Source organism: Terrabacter sp. NPDC000476 (genome assembly GCF_040300125.1).
In the GTDB taxonomy this organism is placed as follows: domain Bacteria; phylum Actinomycetota; class Actinomycetes; order Actinomycetales; family Dermatophilaceae; genus Terrabacter.
The window spans coordinates 185,022-201,128 of record NZ_JBEPDF010000001.1; the positions used below are offsets into that span (position 1 = coordinate 185,022).

Below are 16,107 nucleotides of genomic sequence, written 5' to 3' on the forward strand. Positions count from 1 at the left end.
TCTGAGACCTCGACCCCTGAGACCGCTGCACCCGCGCCCGTGACGACGCGCGTCATCGAGGTCGACCCCGAGCGGTTCGACCGCTGGATGGCCGGCTTCGCCGAGCGCCACGGCACCTACGACGCCGCCGAGGAGCCTGCTCCCGGCGGCGTCGTCGTGTCCGCGCGCGCCGCCGACGGCTCCTCGCTCGTCGCGACCCCGTTCGAGCACGACCCCCTCGGCGTCGTGCTCGTGCGTCGAGGGGGGTATGCCGTCGGGCTCGCCCGTGCGGGCGCGTTCACCGCGTCGAAGGTCGGCACCCGGCACGTGCAGTCCCGCACCGCCGCCGGCGGCTGGTCGCAGCAGCGCTTCGCGCGCCGCCGGGGCAAGCAGGCCGACGAGCTCGTCGACGCCGTCGTCGGGCACGCGCGACGCGTGCTCCTCGGCGACGACGAGTCACCGCGGGCGGGGGCGGACGGCATACCTCGTGGCCTCGTCGTCGGGGGAGACCGCGCGCTCGTGCGGGAGGTGCTCGCGGCGCCCGCGCTCCGGGCCCTCGCCGGGCTGCCGGCGCGGGAGCTCTACGACCTGCCCGACCCGAGGCGCGACGTGCTCGAGACCGCGCTGCGGCGGGGCCGGGCCGTCCGCGTCGAGCTGACCGAGGCGGCCACCGGCGTCACGTGACGTTGCCGACGCCGAAGGTGTTGCACTGGTTGAGGTCACCGGTCTCGTAACCCTGCGAGAACCAGCGCATGCGCGCCTCCGACGACCCGTGGGTCCAGCTCTCGGGCGTGACCCGGCCCTGCACCTTCTCCTGGATGCGGTCGTCGCCGACGGCCGACGCGGCCGAGAGCGCCGACTGGATGTCGTCGGGGGTGATCGCCTTGAGCAGCGGGGTGCCGCCGGCGTCGGTCGTCTCGGTGGCGTGCTTGGCCCACGTGCCGGCGAGGCAGTCGGCCATGAGCTCGACGCGCACGGCGCCGGAGTTCGCGCCCTGCGGGTCCTGCTGCGCGCGGTCGAGCAGGCCGAGGAGGTTCTGCACGTGGTGGCCGTACTCGTGCGCGATGACGTACTCCTTGGCCAGCTGCCCGCCGTCGGAGCCGAACTTGCTCTGCAGCTCGGAGAAGAAGCTCGCGTCGACGTAGACCTTCGAGTCGAGCGGGCAGTAGAACGGGCCGACCTGGCTGTTGGCGGTGCCGCAGCCGGAGCGGGTCTGGCCCTGGTAGATGACGGTCTTGACCGGCTCGTAGTCCATCGAGTACTTCGGCAGCGTCGTCGACCAGTAGTCCTGCACGCTGTTGACCGTGGCGATGATGAGGCAGACGTCGTCCTTGTTGGCGTCGGCGCCCGTCTTGCACCGGCTGAAGCTGCCCGAGTCGACCTGGCCGGCCGCGCTCACCTGCCCGGGCTGCAGCTGCTGCGAGGGCAGCCCGGCCCCCGAGCTGCCGGAGTCACCGCCACCGAGCAGGTTGCCGCCGCCGAAGACGAGTGCGAGCACGAGCAGGATGAGCCCGCCGATGCCGCCGCCGACCTGGATGCCGCCGGGGAAGCCGCCGCCTCCACCACCGCCGAACCCGCCGCTGCTGCCGCCGCTCTCGACCTGGGAGGTGTCGAGCTGTGCGTTGTCGTTGAAGGTCATGTCATCGGTCCTCGGTCTCGGGTCCGGGCGCTGCCCGGGCCGGTCGGGATCACCCTAGTGCGCAGGGGGTGGCTGTCGGCCGGGGTCATGGCTGGTGCGTACCCCGTGCGTACCCGGTGCGGGCGGTCCGGCGGCACCGGCGGCCTTGACGAGCCGGGCGGCGAGGTCCTCGGTGGCCTGCACGAGCGCGGGCGAGCCGACCACCTCGAAGGTGAGCGGGGTGACGGCGAGCTGGCGGGCGTACCACTCGGGGTCGTCGGTCGTGGCGCGGAGCCGGACGCCGCCGTCGACCTCCTCGAGCCGCCCGAGGCTGCGCGGCAGCCACCGGCCGGCCTCGAGCAGGTCGGCGCGCAGCAGCACGTCGACCTCGTGCCGCCAGCCCTGCGACAGGTGCTCCTCGAGCACGCGCAGGGCGTCGAGCTGCTCGGGCGCCTCGAAGCGCTGCGAGGTGACGAAGGCCGACCGGACGCGGTCGACGCGGAGCACCCGGCGGGCCGTGCTCGTGTGCGACCAGCACAGCAGGTACCACCGCCCGTGGCGCAGCACGACGGCCCACGGGTCGACCTCCATGTCGCGCTCGCGGCCGTCCTCGAGGCGGTAGCCGAGTCGCACCCGGCGCGAGGCGCTGCAGGCCTCGACGAGCCGGGCCGTCGTCGCCGGGTCGACGCGCAGCGACGGGTCGGGCGGCGGCCCGCTCGGCCGCCGCACCGCGCGCACCGCGCCGGCCACCGGCTGGGGGAGCACGCGCAGGATCTTCGCGAGCGCGCCCCCGACGAGGTCGGCCGGGTCGACCGCCTGCCGGTGCCCCTCGAGCACCGCCATGACGAGGCCCAGCGCCTCAGCCGGGGTGAACATGAGCGGCGCGAGCCGCAGCCCGCGGCCGAGGCGGTAGCCGCCGCCCGGGCCCGTGGCCGACTCGACCGGCACCTGCGCCTCGCGGAGGATCGCGACGTAGCGACGGGCGGCGCGCTCGGTGACGCCGAGGCGGTCACCCAGGGCCTGGGCCGTGATGCCGGGGGAGTCCTGGATCGCCTCGAGCGCGAGCAGGGCGCGCGCCGTGGGGCTCGTGTCGTGCGGCATCCGTTCCCTTCCGCGAGCGGGTCGTCGCACCGACCGTAGCGCCGGGCGCCGACGCCGGGGGCTCGGTAGGGTCGGGATCGTGGACACGACCCCGCTCGTCGACCTGATGCCCCGCCTGCGCGAGACCTACCGCGACCTCCACGCGCACCCCGAGCTGTCGTTCACGGAGCACCGCACGGCCGGGCTCGTGGCCGCCTGGCTGCGCGAGCTCGGCCTGACCGTGACCGAGGGCGTCGGGCGCACCGGCGTCGTCGGCGTCCTGGCGCGGGGCGAGGGGCCGGTCGTGCTGCTGCGCGCCGACATGGACGGCCTTCCCGTCGCCGAGGCCACCGGGCTGCCGTATGCCAGCAGCGCCCGCGGCATCGACCCCGACGGCCGCGACGTGCCGGTCATGCACGCGTGCGGCCACGACGTGCACGTCACGTGCCTGCTCGGCGCGGTGTCGGTGCTCGTGGCCGACGAGACGTGGCGCGGCACGCTCGTCGCGGTGTTCCAGCCCGCGGAGGAGGTCGCGCAGGGTGCGCGCGCGATGGTCGAGGACGGCCTCTACGACACCGTGCCGCGCCCCGACGTCGTCCTCGGCCAGCACGTCGCGCCGATCCCGGCCGGCACGATCGGCCTGCGCCCCGGGCCGTCGTTCGCGGCCACCGACAGCCTGCGCATCACCCTCTTCGGCGAGGGCGGGCACGGCTCGCGGCCCGAGGCGACGGTCGACCCGGTCGTCCTCGCGGCCGCCACGATCCTGCGCCTGCAGACGGTCGTCTCGCGCGAGGTCGCGGGCACCGACACGGCCGTGCTCACCGTCGGCTCGGTGCAGGCCGGCACGAAGTCGAACATCATCCCCGACGAGGCGGTCCTGCTCGTCAACCTGCGCACCTACGACGTGCGCGTGCGCGAGCGGGCGCTCGCCGCCGTGACCCGGATCGTCGAGGGAGAGGCGGCCACGGCCGGGGCGCGGCGGGCCCCGCTCGTCGAGCCGTTCGAGCAGTCGCCGGCCGTCGTCAACGACCCGGCGGGCGTCGAGCGCACCCGGCCGGCGCTCGAGGCCCTCGTCGGCGCCGGGCGGGTCGTCGACCCCGGCCCGATCACAGGCAGCGAGGACGTCGGCGTGCTCGCCGAGGCGGCCGACGCGCCCTGCGTCTTCTGGCTGCTCGGCGGCGCCGACCCGGCGGCCTTCGCCGGCGCGCGCGACCTCGAGGGCATCCGGGCGGTGCTCGCGTCGCTGCCCTCCAACCACTCGCCCCTCTTCGCCCCCGTCGTCGACCCCACGCTCGAGCTCGGCGTGCAGGCCCTCGTCGGCGCCGCCGGAACCTGGCTCCACCATCCCTGACCGCCGAGAGGCACCGCCGTTGCACAGAGGTCCGGCAGGGCCTCCTCCCGCTCGGCGGTCGACGTCGGCGGTGCGCGCCACGCGACGACCACCACCGGCATACGGGCCGGGTGGAACCGTCAGCCCATGACGAGACCCTCGATGTCGTGCTTCTGCACGATGGGGGCGAGCTCGTCGACGACGGGGCACGCGAGGTGATCGCGCACGCGCTGGGGGAGCGTGTCCCAGTAGCGCTGCGTCACGGCGAGGTCGTGGTGCGCGTCGTTGCCGGCGCCCGGGGCGTCGACGCCGAGCACGAGCACGGGCCGCGCGACCTGGGATCGGTTCGGCGTGCCCCGGTGGATCGTCAGCGCCGAGCGGGCCGAGATGTCACCGACCTTCGGGTACTTCCGCTCGGCGAGCGCCTCGTACCGCGCGTAGGCCGACTCGGGCGGGAACTGCTCGTGGTCGAAGTCGTCGCCGCGGTCCCACTGCGTGCCGGGCGCGATCTCGAAGGGCCCCATCTCGTCGGTCGTGTCGACGGTGGTGAGGTTGAAGGCGAGCGACGTGAGGCGGTGCCCGTCGGTCGTCTCCGGCGGGCTCGGGAAGTCACGGTGCCACGGCTGCACCGTGGCGCCCGGGAAGGGGGTGTCGAAGCCGACCTCGACGATGCGGTAGTCGGGACCGAGCACGGTCTCGCAGACGGTGCGCACCCACGGGTGGTCGACGAGGTCGACGAAGCCGCGCAGCGCCTCGGGGTGGATCTCGACGTACCAGCGGTTCGGGCCGCGGCCGACGGCGCCGCCCTCCCGGGAGCGCGCCTCCTCGAAGGCCGCGTCGACGTCCTCGCGCAGCCGCTGCACCCACTCGGCGGAGAAGGCGCCACGGCGCGCGACGATGCCGTCCGTCTCGAGCCCGTGCCTGATCCGCGCGACCTCGTCGTCCCCGTCCACCCTGCTCTCGGTCGTCATGGTGCGACGCTACGCGTGCAACCGTCGCGTCGGGGCGATGGGGGCTGGTCGTCCGCGCTTTGTTGGGTACGTGCACGGCGGACCGCTCGCGCCGTGGCGCTCCGCCCTTCGTCCCGGCAGCCGTGGAGGATCCCGATGAGCCAGCGTCCCGTGACCGGTCCCGTCCTGGACGGGAGCAGCGCGTGCGACGCCACCCTCACCACCCCGCCGCGGCGGGTCGGTGTGACGGGCGTCGTCGTCGTGCTCGCGCTGCTCGTGGCCGGCCTGCTGTGGGCGAAGTGGCTGCCGTACGCCGAGCGCACCCGGACGCTGTCGGCCACGGGCGCCTGGAGCGGCTCGGCGATCTTCGGCACGAGCGGGCAGCCCGGGTCGGCGCCCAGCGTGGCCGGTGCCCTCGACTTCACGAGGGCGTATGCCGCTGCCGTCTGGAAGGCGGCCCTCGTGGCGCTCGTCGTGGCGGCCGCGATCGAGTCGCTCGTGCCGCGCCGATGGTTCGTGCAGCTCATGTCGCGGCGCAGCGCCGCGGGCCAGGGCGTCATGGGCGCGGCCTTGTCGCTGCCGAGCATGATGTGCACCTGCTGCACCTCACCGGTCGCGATCGGCTTACGGCGCAAGGGCGCGCCCATCGGCGCCAGCGTCGCCTACTGGCTCGGCAACCCGTTGCTCAACCCGGCCGTCCTCGTATTCCTCGCCCTGACCCTTCCGTGGCAGCTCGTCGCCGTCCGCGCCGTCGTCGGGGTGGTGCTCGTCGTGGGTGCCGCCGTCGCCGCGGCAGCCGTCGCCGGCCGGGTGCGCGGCTCCGACGAACCGGAGCCGGAGGTCTCGCCGGTCCGCACACGGAGCTCCTGGCTGGGCGCGCCCCCCGGAGCGGAGGGCGACGCCACGCAGGTGCGCGAGCTGCCGCTGCGCTTCGCCCGGACGCTGGCGCGGTACGTCCTCGTGCTCGTGCCGGAGTACCTCGTGCTCGTGCTGCTGACCGGTTGGCTCAGCGGCTGGCTCTCCGACTTCGCCGGCCTCGACCGGGCCGCCGGGCCGGTGGCCCTGCTCGTCGTGGGGCTCGTCGGTGCCGCGCTCGTCATCCCCACGGGCGGCGAGATCCCGGTCGTCGCCGGCCTCGTCTCCGCCGGTGCAGGTTTCGGCGTGGTCGGCGTGCTGCTCATCACCCTGCCGGCCCTGAGCATCCCGTCGATCCTCATGGTCGCGCGCACCTTCTCCTGGCGGGTGACCGCTGCAGTGACGAGCGTGGTCGTGGCCGGCGGCCTCGTCGCGGGGGTGGCCCTCCAGCTCGCCCCCGTCGGCTGACCGGTCACTCGTCCGGTGGCGCCTCGTCCTCGTCCGGCACGACCGCCTCGTGCCCGGAGGGCGCCGGGGCGCCATCGGGGCGGCCACCCTCGGGGGCCGTCATCGTCGACCCCGTGTCGGGGTCCTCGTCGGGGTCGTAGGGATCAGGACCCGGCAGCACGTCGTCGCTCATGCGCCACCCGTACCCGACTCACCGGGCACCAAGCCCCCTGACCACGAGACGTCGGGCGGGTGGTTTGATCGGCACATGCGCATCTTCTTCACGGGCGGCAGCGGCAAGGCCGGCAAGCACGTCGCACCCTTCCTCGCCGAGCAGGGCCACCAGGTCACCAACGCCGACCTCGTGCCGCTGCGGCACGAGGGGGTCGACGACCTCCGGGTCGACCTCACCGACATCGGCGAGACGTACTCGGCGCTCGCGGGGCTGGCCCGCTTCGACGAGCTCGAGCTCCCGGCCAAGCCGGCCTACGACGCCGTCGTGCACTTCGCGGCCGTGCCCGCGATCCTGCTGACGTCGGAGGCGAAGACGTATGCCACCAACGTGCTCAGCACGTACAACGTTCTCGAGGCCGCGACCCGGCTCGGCATCCGCAAGGTGATCTTCGCGTCGTCGGAGACGACGTACGGCATCTGCTTCGCCCAGGGCGAGCGCAAGCCGATCTACGTGCCGGTCGACGAGGAGCACCCGACGGTGCCCGAGGACTCGTATGCCATGTCGAAGGTCGCGAACGAGGTGACGGCCCGCTCGTTCCAGGCCCGCACCGGAGCGGACATCTACGGCCTGCGCATCAACAACGTCATCGAGCCGCACGAGTACGCCGACATGTTCCCGGCGTTCCTCGCCGACCCGGCGCTGCGGCGGCGCAACGTCTTCGCCTACATCGACACCCGAGACCTCGGTCAGATGGTGCAGCGCTGCCTCCAGACCGACGGGCTCGGCTACGAGGTCTTCAACGTCGCGAACGCCGACATGTCCGTCGCCGCGACGACCGACGAGGTGCGCGAGCGGTTCTACGCCGGGGTGGAGCAGCGCCGGCCGATGGGGCGCGACGAGACGTTCTACTCCATCGACAAGGCGCGCGAGCTGCTCGGCTACGAGCCGCAGCACTCGTGGCGGGACGTGCTCGACGACCCGCGACGAGGCTGAGGCTCAGCCGATCCGCTCGGCGAGGGAGACGATGATGCCCTCCGGTCCGCGGACGTAGGCCATCCTCCACGCGTTCTCGTACTCCCCGACGCCGCCGACGAGCCCGTAGCCGTCGGCGGCGAGCTGGTCGACGGCGCCCTGCAGGTCGACGACCTCGAAGGAGACGTTGCGCAGCCCCAGCTCGTTCGCCATCGCGGCGGGGGAGCCGGGCACGTGGTCCGGGTGGAGGAAGCGCGCGAGCTCGAGCGCCGACCCGCCCTCGGGCGCACGGAGCATCGCGATCTCGCACCGCGTGCCGGGGATGCCGGTGACGGTGTCGACGAAGTCGCCGTCGAGGAACATGCGCCCCTCGACGGCGAGCCCGAGCGTGACGAAGAAGTCGATGGTGGCGTCGAGGTCGGCGACGGTGACGCCGACGTGGTCGAAACGGGGCAGGTAGGTCATGACGGTGGTCCCCTCGTGGTGGTGTGGACATTCAACAGCCGGACGGAGCCTGATCGCGGTTCTCGACACGGCGCGATCGAGGCACCGAGGCGGCGCGGCGAGACGGCGCGACGTCGCACGAGGTGAAGGGTGAGGATGGTCCCGTGAAGGCTGTCGTCTACGAGGAGCACGGGGCGCTGCCCGTCGTCACGGAGCTGCGGGAGCCGGACTGCCCGGTCGACGGCGTCGTCGTCTCGGTGCGGGCCACCGGCGTGTGCCGGTCCGACTGGCACGCGTGGAAGGGCCACGACCCCGTGGCGCTCCCGCACGTGCCGGGCCACGAGCTGGCCGGCGTCGTGGCCCGCGTCGGTGCCGACGTGCACGACTGGAGCGTGGGCGACCGGGTGACGGTGCCCTTCGTCTGCGGCTGCGGTCGGTGCGCGTGGTGCGCGGCGGGCGAGGCGCAGGTGTGCCCCGACCAGACCCAGCCCGGCTTCACCGGCCACGGCTCGTTCGCCGAGCGCGTCGCGCTGCACGCGGCCGACACCAACCTCGTCCGGCTCCCGGATGCCGTCGACTTCGTCACCGCGGCGTCGCTCGGGTGCCGCTTCGCCACCGCCTTCCGCGCCGTCACGACGCACGGGCGCATCGGTGCCGGTAACTGGCTCGCCGTGCACGGGTGCGGCGGCGTCGGCCTGTCGGCCGTCATGATCGGCTCGGCGCTCGGAGCACGGGTCGTCGCGATCGACGTCAGTCCCGCTGCGCTGCAGCGCGCGTCGGCGTGCGGCGCCGAGGTCGTCATCGACGCGAACGAGGTCGACGACGTGGCGGCTCGGGTGCGCGACGTCACGGCCGGTGGTGCGCACGTCTCCGTCGACGCGTTCGGTTCACCCGACCTGGCCGTCGCGTCGGTGCGCAGCCTGCGCCGGCGCGGTCGGCACGTGCAGGCGGGCCTGCTGCTCGGCGAGGCCTCGCGGCCGCCCCTCCCGATGGACCTCGTCGTGGCCCACGAGCTCGAGCTCTACGGCTCGCACGGCATGCCGGCACGCGACTACCCCGCGATGCTGCGACTCATCGAGGAGGGCACGCTGCGCCCTGGTGAGCTCGTCGGCCGCGTCATCGGGCTCGACGAGGCCGGCGCCGCGCTGGCCACCCTCGACCAGCCGTCCGCCGGGGGCATGACCGTCATCGCCCTCTGAGACAGCGGCGGCATCTCGGGCCCGCCGCCCGGGACGGTGTCAGTCGGTGCGGCGGGTGAAGACCAGGTGCACGACACCGCTCGGTGAGGTCACGCTCTCGACCTCGAACGACTCCTCGATCCCTTCGAGGCCGTCCCAGAGCCGCACGCCCCGACCGAGCAGGATCGGCACCTGGACGAGGTGCATGTGGTCGACGAGACCTGCGGAGAGGAAGTCGCGCACGACGGTCGGCCCGCCGCCGATGCGCACGTCGAGCCCGTCGGCGGCCTCCTGCGCTGCGGCCAGCGCCTCGGCCGGAGACGCCTCGATGAAGTGGAAGGTCGTGCCGCCGCCCATCGTCAGGGCCGGTCGGGGGCGGTGGGTCAGCACGAAGACCGGGGTGTGGAAGGGCGGGTCCTCGCCCCACCAGCCCGTCCAGGACTCGTCGTCCTGCCAGTCCGGCGGACCGAACTTGTTGGAGCCCATGATCTCGGCGCCGATGCCCGGGGCGAACTGCTGCGCGAAGGCGTCGTCGACACCGGCCGAGCCGCTCGGGTCCCAGTAGCGGGTGGCGAACATCCACTGGTGCAGGCGCTGGCCGGCGTGGCCGAAGGGGGCCTCCAACGACTGCGGCTCGCCGGTCGCGAAGCCGTCGAGCGAGATGGAGAAGTTGTGGATCCGCGTCCGGGGCATGCGCCCTCCTCGGGTCGTCGGCTGGTCGTGCTCGAGACCTCTCGAACGATAGACGTCAGGGCTGACAGGAAGGGGCCGAGCGCATACGGCCCCGGAACGCGTGCGGGCGGCTACGGTCGAGGCGACAGCACCGCCGACTCCAAGGAGGTCCCACGCGTGTTCACGTACAAGGTCGTCGAGGTCCGCGAGAAGATGATCGGCGGCAAGATGTCGGGCGACAAGCTCGAGAAGCTGCTCAACGAGCACGCGCGCGAGGGCTGGCAGCTCAAGGCCATCACCTCCGTCGAGGTCAAGGGGCGGGTCGGGCCGGGGGGCGTCGACGGGCTGCTCGTGACGCTCGAGCGCTCCGACGGCCACTGACGCCGGGGGGCTTCAGGCGCTCGACAGCCACTCGCCGTAGAAGAGCGCGAGCCCGGCTGCCACGCACAGGCCCGCGATGATCCAGAAGCGCGCCACGATGGTGACCTCCGACCAGCCCACCATCTCGAAGTGGTGGTGGAGCGGAGCGATCCGGAAGACGCGCCTGCCGGTCGTCCGGAAGCTGATGACCTGGATGATGACCGACGCCGTGACGATGACGAAGAGTCCGCCGAGCACGACGAGCAGCAGCTGGGTGTGGGTGAGGATCGCGAGACCGGCGAGAGCGGCACCGAGGGAGAGCGAGCCGGTGTCGCCCATGATGATCTCGGCCGGCGAGGTGTTCCACCAGAGGAAGCCGAAGCACGCGCCACCGATGGCGCACGCGACGACCGCGAGGTCGAGGGCGTCACGCACGTCGTAGCAGTTCGGCCCCGGCGCGACGGAGCAGCTCTGGTTGTACTGCCACATCGAGATGACGGTGTAGGCCCCGAAGACCATGACCGAGGCGCCGGTGGCGAGGCCGTCGAGGCCGTCGGTGATGTTGACGCCGTTCGAGGCCCCGGCGATGAGCACGTTCGACCAGGCGATGAAGAGCAGGACGGCGACGACGGGGCCGGCGAAGGCGAGGTCGACACCGGTGTCGCGGATGAACGAGATGGCCGTCGACGCGGGGGAGAAGCCGCGGTCGTCGGTGAGCAGGAGCGCGCCGAGCGCGAAGAGGACCGTGACGATCGTCTGGCCGAGGAGCTTCTGCCGCGAAGTGAGCCCGAGGCTGCGCTCCTTGCGGATCTTCGTGTAGTCGTCGAGGAAGCCGACGACGCCGAGGCCGGTGAGCAGGAAGAGCACGAGGCCGGCGCTCAGCGACAGGCCGCTGTGGATCGACCGGAAGACCCCCATCGCGCCGAGCGCGACGAGGACGACGTGCGATCCGAGGTAGCCGACGATCGCGGCGGCGATGATGACCGCACCGCCCATCGTCGGCTTGCCGCGCTTGACGTGATGGTGCACGAGGTCGTCGCGGATGAACTGCCCGTAGCGCTTGCGCACGAGGAACCGGATGAACGGCTTGGTGCAGAGCAGGGCGAAAGCCATCGAGAGGCCGCCCGCCAGCAGGACGTTGACCATGGAGCTCGCGCTGCCTTCCCTGTCGGTGACGCGGCCGTGCCACGCGGGTCACGGCGCCCCACCCTAGGTGCGGTCGCGGGGCGGACGGGGGACGTCGCGCGCCCGGCGGGTCAGGCCCAGAAGTCGGCGAGCCCCGCTGCGAGCTCACGGCCCTGCTCGTGGCCGCCGCGGGCGGCAGGCAGGCGCGTGGCCGGGTCGAGCGCGTTGGCGTCGAAGACGTCTCCCGACCGCGCGTCGGGGAAGACCGTGCGCACCTCGCTGCCGGATGCGTGCAGGTCGGCCACCTGCGACGCGAGGTCCATGCGCCAGGCGGCCGGCATCCGGCTGCGGCCGCTGAACGGCGACAGCACGACGACGCGCTCGAACCCGGCGGCGAGGTCGGCGTTCTCGCTGCGCCGGTAGCCACCGTTGAGGTAGCGGTGCCCGCCGACACGGTAGGGCGTCATCGCCGAGGTGCTCGCGGCGACGGCATCGACGAGCTCGACGCCCGAGGCCCGGTCGAGGAGGACGGGCTCGCCGGTGTCGGCGTCGACCGCGACGACGAGCACGTGCTGCTCGGGCCAGCCGTGGTTCGGCAGCCGCGAGGCGACGACGGCCCGCCACCGCCTCGAGGCCTCGCCGCCGTCGTCCCCGGCCAGCTCGAGCGCGGCGGCCCCGAGCCGTCGACGCAGGTCGGCCGGGCTGTCCGACGCGGCGATGATCGCGTCGGACCACTCGAGGTACGACGGCCCCGAGGGGCGGACGGCGGGCGTCGTGCCGGTCTGGTGACGTGGGCGGTGCGGACTCTGCTGTGCCGCCGGCTCGGCGATGATGGCGGCATACAGGTCGGCGGCGGGCGTGCCGCTCGTGACCTGCGCCGCGACCGTCGAGCCCGCCGAGGTGCCGACGACGAGGTCGGCGGCGGTCAGGTCGACGCCCCGGGCCGCGAGGCCGGCCACCAGGCCGATCTCCCAGGCGTTGCCGGCCGCGCCGGCACCGGCGAGCACGAGCGCGCGGCGACCTGGGCCCGGTTCACGCACGGCTCACTCGGCTTCGAGGACGAAGAAGAGGAAGCAGATGAAGGCGGTCCGGTCGCCGAGGTCGGGCGGCAGCAGCTCCGGCGGGGTGTCGGGGTCGAACGATGGCTCGCTGATGACGCGGATGCGGAAGCCGGCGTCGGCGAACGCGTCGGACATCGCGTGGAGCGGGCGGTGCCAGAAGGTGAGGGTGACGTCGTGGCCGTCGCCGAAGGTGTAGACGTCGGAGTAGGGCGTGACGGCGAAGTAGTCGGCGTCGGGGTCGCTCGCCTCGAGGATGCGCGGGTGGTTGACCGACAGGAGCAGCCGGCCGCCGGGCCTGATCACGCGGTGCAGCTCGGCGAGCGGCGCCGACCAGTCCTGCAGGTAGTGCAGCACGAGGGAGACGACTGCGTCGTGGAACGCGTCGTCGGGGTAGGGGAGCGGGGCGCTGAGGTCGGCGACGTGCAGGTCGGCCTCGGGGCCGAGCCGCTCACGGGCGAGCTCGACCATGGCGGGGCTGCCGTCGAAGCCCGTGACCGTGGCGCCGCGGGCGCGCAGGTCCTCGAACAGCGGCCCGGTGCCGCAGCCGGCGTCGAGCACACGGCGGCCGTCGACGTCACCAGCGAGGCGCAGCATGGCAGGGCGGGCGTAGTGGGCGTTGAAGAGGCCCGACTCGTTCGTCTCGGCATAGCTGCGGGCGAAGGTGTCGTAGTGGTCGGCTCGCATCGGCGGCCCCTTGTCAGCGGTCGGTCGGTCGGTGGTCGGTCGGTGGTCGGCGGGCGGGCGCTAGGAGCCGGTGCGGCCGTCGACGCCCTCGCGCAGCAGGTCGAGGTGGCCGCAGTGCTGGGCGTACTCGGTGATCATCCGCAGCACCAGCCAGCGCAGGTCGACGTCCTCGAACCAGTCGAGCGGGCGGGCCGTGTCGTCGAGGTCGTGGGCCGCGACGATCTCGCGCGAGACGGCGCACTCGGCGCGCCACGTCGCGAGGTCGGCGGTGAAGTCGGCGTCGGCCGGTGGCTCGAAGTCGAGGTTCGGGTTCTCGGTCGTGAAGAAGAGGAACGGCACGTCACGCCGCTCGAAGTTCTGCTGGAACCACCAGCGCTCCACACCGGCGAGGTGGCGAACGAGCCCGTGCACCGACATCGTCGACGGGGGCATCGAGCGCTGCCGGGCCTGAACGGGGGAGAGCCCGCGGCACTTCATCTCGATCGTCGCGCGGTAGTGGTCGAGGTATGCCGTGAGCGCCTCGCGCTCGGGCGCCACCCGCGGGATGCGGGGACGGTCGTCGTCCGGCCACTCCGGTGCGAAGTCGTCGTCGGTGAGCCCGGACTCCGTTCGGGCCGTTGCCTCGTCAGGCTGCTCGCTCACGCGTGCCACACTGCCACGTCAGGTGTCCCGGCGGGGCTCATCGCGGTGCCAGGAGCTCGAAGAGCTGGGTCGTCGTGTCCATGAAGCGCGCGGTGGTGCCGAGGTGACGCATCCCGAGGCGGCGGCACACGGCCTGCGAGGCGGTGTTGTCGGGATGGGTGACGGCGACGACGCGCTCGAGCCCGCGGGCGAGGACGTCGGCGCACACGGCGGCTGCGGCCTCGGTCGCGTAGCCGCGGCCCCAGGCGTCGGGGTGGAGGTGCCACCCGATCTCGACCTCGGTTGCGGGAGTGGGTCGCTCGCCGGCGGAGAGCGGGATCGGCTTGAGCAGCAGGTTGCCGAGCCGGGCGCCCTCGTGGTCCGCGACGAGCCAGATGCCGTGGACGGGGTGCTCGCTGACGGCGCGGCGGCGGGCGATCGAGGCGAGCGCCTCGTCACGCGTCGTCATGGTGCGCGGTGCGGAGCCGAGGAAGCGCACGACGTCCCAGCGGCTCTCGAGGTCGAGGAGGAAGTCTGCGTCGTCGACCTGCCACGGCCGCAGCACGAGACGCTCCGAGATGATGGTGCGCATGCTGCACCGTACGGGGTCCGATCGACCGCCGTCTCGGCGCCTCGCGGGCTACGCTCAGCGGCATGACGACCTTCCGTACCGTGCTCGAGGCGACCGGCGGCAACAACGTCGGCATCGTCGTGCCCGAGGAGACCGTGCTGTCGTTCGGTCGCGGCAAGCGGGTGCCCGTCGTGGTCACGATCGACGGCGGCTACACGTACCGCACGACGATCGGCGTCATGGGCGGTCGCTACCTCGTGTCCTTCAACGCGGAGACGCGCAAGCAGACAGGGCGCGGGGCGGGCGACGAGGTGGAGGTCGAGCTCCTCGTCGATCCCGACCGCTGAGGTCCGGCGCGACGGCGTCGACGGGACCTTGGACTCTGGCTGGCGTCGCACCGCCGGGATTGACTGGGACAGCGGGCGATCCGCCCGGCTGGTGCGTCCCGACGTGGGGGTGTCTCGTGCGACTACGTCTTCTTCTCGTCCCGCTCCTGGCCGTGCCGCCCCCCTCGGCGCCACCGGTGCAGGCCGAGGCCGTGGGTCCCGCAGCGGTGGTCGTCGTGGCGAGCGACATCCAGGCGGGGTCGTCCTCCGGAGACAGGTTGCGGCTCGTGACGAGCAACCTCGCGCAACGCGAGGGCGCGATCGCGACCCTCCTCCCAGGAGACGTCGCCGCGCGCGGGCTGGCCAGCGAGTACGCCGGCTCGTTCGCGCGCACGTGGGGCAGACTGCCGGGAGTCCTCGCTGCGCCCGGCAACCACGACTACCTCGTGCCGGGGGCTGCGCCGTTCAAGGCCTACTTCGCTGCGAACCGCACGTACCGGTCGAGGAACCTCGGCCGGTGGCACCTCGTCGTGCTCGACTCGGAGACCGCGACGGGGGTCGGTTCCGCGCAGTACGCGTGGCTCAAGGCGGACCTTGCGGCGAGCGCGAACCGGCCGATCCTGGCGGTGATCCACCGGCCGCGGTACGCCTCCGTCTACGGCGACGACGTCGCGGAGCAGCCACTCGTCGACCTTCTCGTGGCCGCGCAGGCCGACGTGCTCGTCGCAGGGCACGAGCACGCGTACCAGCGGCTCGGCCGCGTCGGCGGCGTCCTCATGGTCACCGACACGACCGCGGGCCTCACACCCCGGACGCTCTCGACGCTGGATCCGCATGTCGTCAAGGCGGTCTCGGCGACGGGGTATCTCAGAATCAGCCTGACCGACACCGGCTACACCCTGCAGCTCAAGGACACCGCAGGGGTCGTGCGCGACTCCGTCAGCGCCCCGGTGCACCACCAGCCGTGACCTCGGGGTGAGGCGCCGCGCCAGACGCCAGCGCGAACCCGGCGCAACTCGCGAGGCGTTTGCAGGCCGTGCACGGGTCTCGGTGGCTAGGGTCGCGGTGTGCCCGAGTTCAGCTGGCGACCGGCCAACGAGGCGACGGATGCGGACCTCGAGGCCGTGTTCGAGAGCGGCGGCGCGCGCAAGTGCCGGTGCCAGGGCCTGAAGGTCGCGGGCTGGATCTGGCGCGACACGACCCAGGAGGAGCGCGACGCCGCCCTCGTGGAGCAGGCCGGCTGCGGCACCGAGGGTCCGACCTCCGGCCTCATCGGCTACGTCGACGGCGAGCCGGCCGGATGGGTCGCGGTCGAGCCGCGGGAGAACTACCCACGCATCTGGGCGCGGCAGAAGGCATGGATGCGCCAGGACCCGGAGCTCGAGGGCGTCTGGTCGGTGACCTGCTTCGTCGTGCGCAAGGGATTCCGGCGCCAGGGGCTGATGTACGAGCTCGCTGCCGCAACGGTCGAGTACGGCAGGCAGGTCGGCGCGCACGTGCTCGAGGGCTATCCCACGGAGCAGGCTCCGGGCAAGACGGTGATCTGGGACGAGGCCTCGGTCGGGCTGCTGCAGGTCTTCCTCGACGCCGGCTACGAGGTCGAGGCCTCACCCACCCTGCGCCGCCGCGTCGTGCGGCTCCGGCTCGGCACGTAGCGAG

General features: G+C 73.2%; 20 protein-coding genes. 9 read left to right on the forward strand and 11 right to left on the reverse strand.

The window, feature by feature from the left end; genetic code table 11:
* Positions 1–39: 39 nt before the first annotated feature.
* Entirely contained in the window at positions 40–663 is a 624-nt protein-coding gene (locus ABT295_RS00835) for an acVLRF1 family peptidyl-tRNA hydrolase (RefSeq protein WP_352392530.1), read from the forward strand.
* On the opposite strand, the gene ypfJ is transcribed toward ABT295_RS00835, so the two are convergent.
* A complete protein-coding gene (ypfJ, locus tag ABT295_RS00840; protein WP_352392531.1) occupies positions 656–1,618 on the reverse strand; it encodes a KPN_02809 family neutral zinc metallopeptidase in 963 nt (320 codons plus the stop codon). The two genes, ABT295_RS00835 and ypfJ, sit on opposite strands and share 8 nt — an antisense overlap.
* Before the next feature lie 54 nt (positions 1,619–1,672).
* Positions 1,673–2,698: a helix-turn-helix transcriptional regulator gene (locus tag ABT295_RS00845; protein WP_352392532.1), complete on the reverse strand. Its 1,026-nt coding sequence runs from the start codon at positions 2,696–2,698 to the stop codon at positions 1,673–1,675.
* 106 nt (positions 2,699–2,804) lie between these two features.
* Between ABT295_RS00845 and ABT295_RS00850 the strand changes: the two genes are divergently transcribed.
* The gene (locus tag ABT295_RS00850; protein ID WP_502991116.1) at positions 2,805–4,028 is read left to right on the forward strand and encodes an amidohydrolase; all 1,224 of its coding nucleotides are present in this window, start codon (positions 2,805–2,807) and stop codon (positions 4,026–4,028) included.
* Positions 4,029–4,147: 119 nt separating this feature from the next.
* On the opposite strand, the gene ABT295_RS00855 is transcribed toward ABT295_RS00850, so the two are convergent.
* Complete coding sequence (locus tag ABT295_RS00855) at positions 4,148–4,978, reverse strand: phytanoyl-CoA dioxygenase family protein (protein WP_352392533.1); 831 nt, start codon at positions 4,976–4,978, stop codon at positions 4,148–4,150.
* Between the two features lie 135 nt (positions 4,979–5,113).
* On the opposite strand from ABT295_RS00855, the gene ABT295_RS00860 reads away from it, so the two are divergent.
* Positions 5,114–6,280: a permease gene (locus ABT295_RS00860; protein WP_352392534.1), complete on the forward strand. Its 1,167-nt coding sequence runs from the start codon at positions 5,114–5,116 to the stop codon at positions 6,278–6,280.
* A gap of 4 nt (positions 6,281–6,284) precedes the next feature.
* On the opposite strand, the gene ABT295_RS00865 is transcribed toward ABT295_RS00860, so the two are convergent.
* Positions 6,285–6,452 carry a hypothetical protein gene (locus ABT295_RS00865; RefSeq protein ID WP_352392535.1) on the reverse strand — a complete coding sequence of 56 codons (168 nt, stop codon included), beginning with the start codon at positions 6,450–6,452 and terminating at the stop codon, positions 6,285–6,287.
* A gap of 75 nt (positions 6,453–6,527) precedes the next feature.
* On the opposite strand from ABT295_RS00865, the gene ABT295_RS00870 reads away from it, so the two are divergent.
* Complete coding sequence (locus tag ABT295_RS00870) at positions 6,528–7,427, forward strand: NAD-dependent epimerase/dehydratase family protein (RefSeq protein ID WP_352392536.1); 900 nt, start codon at positions 6,528–6,530, stop codon at positions 7,425–7,427.
* A 3-nt stretch (positions 7,428–7,430) separates the two neighbouring features.
* Here ABT295_RS00870 and ABT295_RS00875 read toward each other — a convergent pair whose 3' ends face one another.
* Positions 7,431–7,871, reverse strand: a complete 441-nt coding sequence (locus ABT295_RS00875) for a VOC family protein (protein ID WP_352392537.1) — start codon at positions 7,869–7,871, stop codon at positions 7,431–7,433.
* A gap of 143 nt (positions 7,872–8,014) precedes the next feature.
* Between ABT295_RS00875 and ABT295_RS00880 the strand changes: the two genes are divergently transcribed.
* Positions 8,015–9,049 carry a zinc-dependent alcohol dehydrogenase family protein gene (locus ABT295_RS00880; RefSeq protein WP_352392538.1) on the forward strand — a complete coding sequence of 345 codons (1,035 nt, stop codon included), beginning with the start codon at positions 8,015–8,017 and terminating at the stop codon, positions 9,047–9,049.
* 39 nt (positions 9,050–9,088) lie between these two features.
* Here the strand turns inward: ABT295_RS00880 and ABT295_RS00885 are convergent, their stop codons facing one another.
* Positions 9,089–9,721: a dihydrofolate reductase family protein gene (locus ABT295_RS00885; RefSeq protein WP_352392539.1), complete on the reverse strand. Its 633-nt coding sequence runs from the start codon at positions 9,719–9,721 to the stop codon at positions 9,089–9,091.
* Positions 9,722–9,877: 156 nt separating this feature from the next.
* Between ABT295_RS00885 and ABT295_RS00890 the strand changes: the two genes are divergently transcribed.
* On the forward strand, positions 9,878–10,081 hold the full coding sequence (locus ABT295_RS00890; RefSeq protein ID WP_352392540.1) for a DUF4177 domain-containing protein: 204 nt from the start codon (positions 9,878–9,880) through the stop codon (positions 10,079–10,081).
* A 12-nt stretch (positions 10,082–10,093) separates the two neighbouring features.
* On the opposite strand, the gene mraY is transcribed toward ABT295_RS00890, so the two are convergent.
* The 5 genes from mraY to ABT295_RS00915 all read right to left on the reverse strand — a co-directional run bounded on the left by mraY (position 10,094) and on the right by ABT295_RS00915 (position 14,143).
* On the reverse strand, positions 10,094–11,206 hold the full coding sequence (gene mraY, locus ABT295_RS00895; protein ID WP_352392541.1) for a phospho-N-acetylmuramoyl-pentapeptide-transferase: 1,113 nt from the start codon (positions 11,204–11,206) through the stop codon (positions 10,094–10,096).
* Between the two features lie 110 nt (positions 11,207–11,316).
* On the reverse strand, positions 11,317–12,225 hold the full coding sequence (locus ABT295_RS00900) for a patatin-like phospholipase family protein (RefSeq protein WP_352392542.1): 909 nt from the start codon (positions 12,223–12,225) through the stop codon (positions 11,317–11,319).
* A 3-nt stretch (positions 12,226–12,228) separates the two neighbouring features.
* Entirely contained in the window at positions 12,229–12,930 is a 702-nt protein-coding gene (locus tag ABT295_RS00905; RefSeq protein ID WP_352392543.1) for a class I SAM-dependent methyltransferase, read from the reverse strand.
* Positions 12,931–12,990: 60 nt separating this feature from the next.
* Positions 12,991–13,572 carry a DinB family protein gene (locus ABT295_RS00910; protein WP_352392544.1) on the reverse strand — a complete coding sequence of 194 codons (582 nt, stop codon included), beginning with the start codon at positions 13,570–13,572 and terminating at the stop codon, positions 12,991–12,993.
* A 37-nt stretch (positions 13,573–13,609) separates the two neighbouring features.
* Positions 13,610–14,143 (reverse strand): GNAT family N-acetyltransferase, encoded by a 534-nt coding sequence (locus ABT295_RS00915; protein WP_352392545.1) that lies wholly within the window; start codon positions 14,141–14,143, stop codon positions 13,610–13,612.
* A gap of 62 nt (positions 14,144–14,205) precedes the next feature.
* On the opposite strand from ABT295_RS00915, the gene ABT295_RS00920 reads away from it, so the two are divergent.
* The 3 genes from ABT295_RS00920 to ABT295_RS00930 all read left to right on the forward strand — a co-directional run bounded on the left by ABT295_RS00920 (position 14,206) and on the right by ABT295_RS00930 (position 16,103).
* Positions 14,206–14,469 carry a DUF1905 domain-containing protein gene (locus ABT295_RS00920; RefSeq protein WP_352392546.1) on the forward strand — a complete coding sequence of 88 codons (264 nt, stop codon included), beginning with the start codon at positions 14,206–14,208 and terminating at the stop codon, positions 14,467–14,469.
* Between the two features lie 152 nt (positions 14,470–14,621).
* A complete protein-coding gene (locus ABT295_RS00925; RefSeq protein WP_352392547.1) occupies positions 14,622–15,416 on the forward strand; it encodes a metallophosphoesterase family protein in 795 nt (264 codons plus the stop codon).
* Positions 15,417–15,515: 99 nt separating this feature from the next.
* Positions 15,516–16,103, forward strand: coding sequence for a GNAT family N-acetyltransferase (locus ABT295_RS00930; RefSeq protein ID WP_352392548.1), 588 nt, complete (start codon positions 15,516–15,518; stop codon positions 16,101–16,103).
* Positions 16,104–16,107 lie beyond the last annotated feature (4 nt).

Coding starts and splice junctions, on each gene's coding strand:
- ypfJ (WP_352392531.1), bottom strand. CDS start 1,618: ATGACCTTCAACGACAACGCACAGCTCGACACCTCCCAGGTCGAGAGC.
- ABT295_RS00845 (WP_352392532.1), bottom strand. CDS start 2,698: ATGCCGCACGACACGAGCCCCACGGCGCGCGCCCTGCTCGCGCTCGAG.
- ABT295_RS00850 (WP_502991116.1), top strand. CDS start 2,805: ATGCCCCGCCTGCGCGAGACCTACCGCGACCTCCACGCGCACCCCGAG.
- ABT295_RS00855 (WP_352392533.1), bottom strand. CDS start 4,978: ATGACGACCGAGAGCAGGGTGGACGGGGACGACGAGGTCGCGCGGATC.
- ABT295_RS00860 (WP_352392534.1), top strand. CDS start 5,114: ATGAGCCAGCGTCCCGTGACCGGTCCCGTCCTGGACGGGAGCAGCGCG.
- ABT295_RS00865 (WP_352392535.1), bottom strand. CDS start 6,452: ATGAGCGACGACGTGCTGCCGGGTCCTGATCCCTACGACCCCGACGAG.
- ABT295_RS00870 (WP_352392536.1), top strand. CDS start 6,528: ATGCGCATCTTCTTCACGGGCGGCAGCGGCAAGGCCGGCAAGCACGTC.
- ABT295_RS00875 (WP_352392537.1), bottom strand. CDS start 7,871: ATGACCTACCTGCCCCGTTTCGACCACGTCGGCGTCACCGTCGCCGAC.
- ABT295_RS00885 (WP_352392539.1), bottom strand. CDS start 9,721: ATGCCCCGGACGCGGATCCACAACTTCTCCATCTCGCTCGACGGCTTC.
- mraY (WP_352392541.1), bottom strand. CDS start 11,206: ATGGTCAACGTCCTGCTGGCGGGCGGCCTCTCGATGGCTTTCGCCCTG.
- ABT295_RS00905 (WP_352392543.1), bottom strand. CDS start 12,930: ATGCGAGCCGACCACTACGACACCTTCGCCCGCAGCTATGCCGAGACG.
- ABT295_RS00915 (WP_352392545.1), bottom strand. CDS start 14,143: ATGCGCACCATCATCTCGGAGCGTCTCGTGCTGCGGCCGTGGCAGGTC.
- ABT295_RS00920 (WP_352392546.1), top strand. CDS start 14,206: ATGACGACCTTCCGTACCGTGCTCGAGGCGACCGGCGGCAACAACGTC.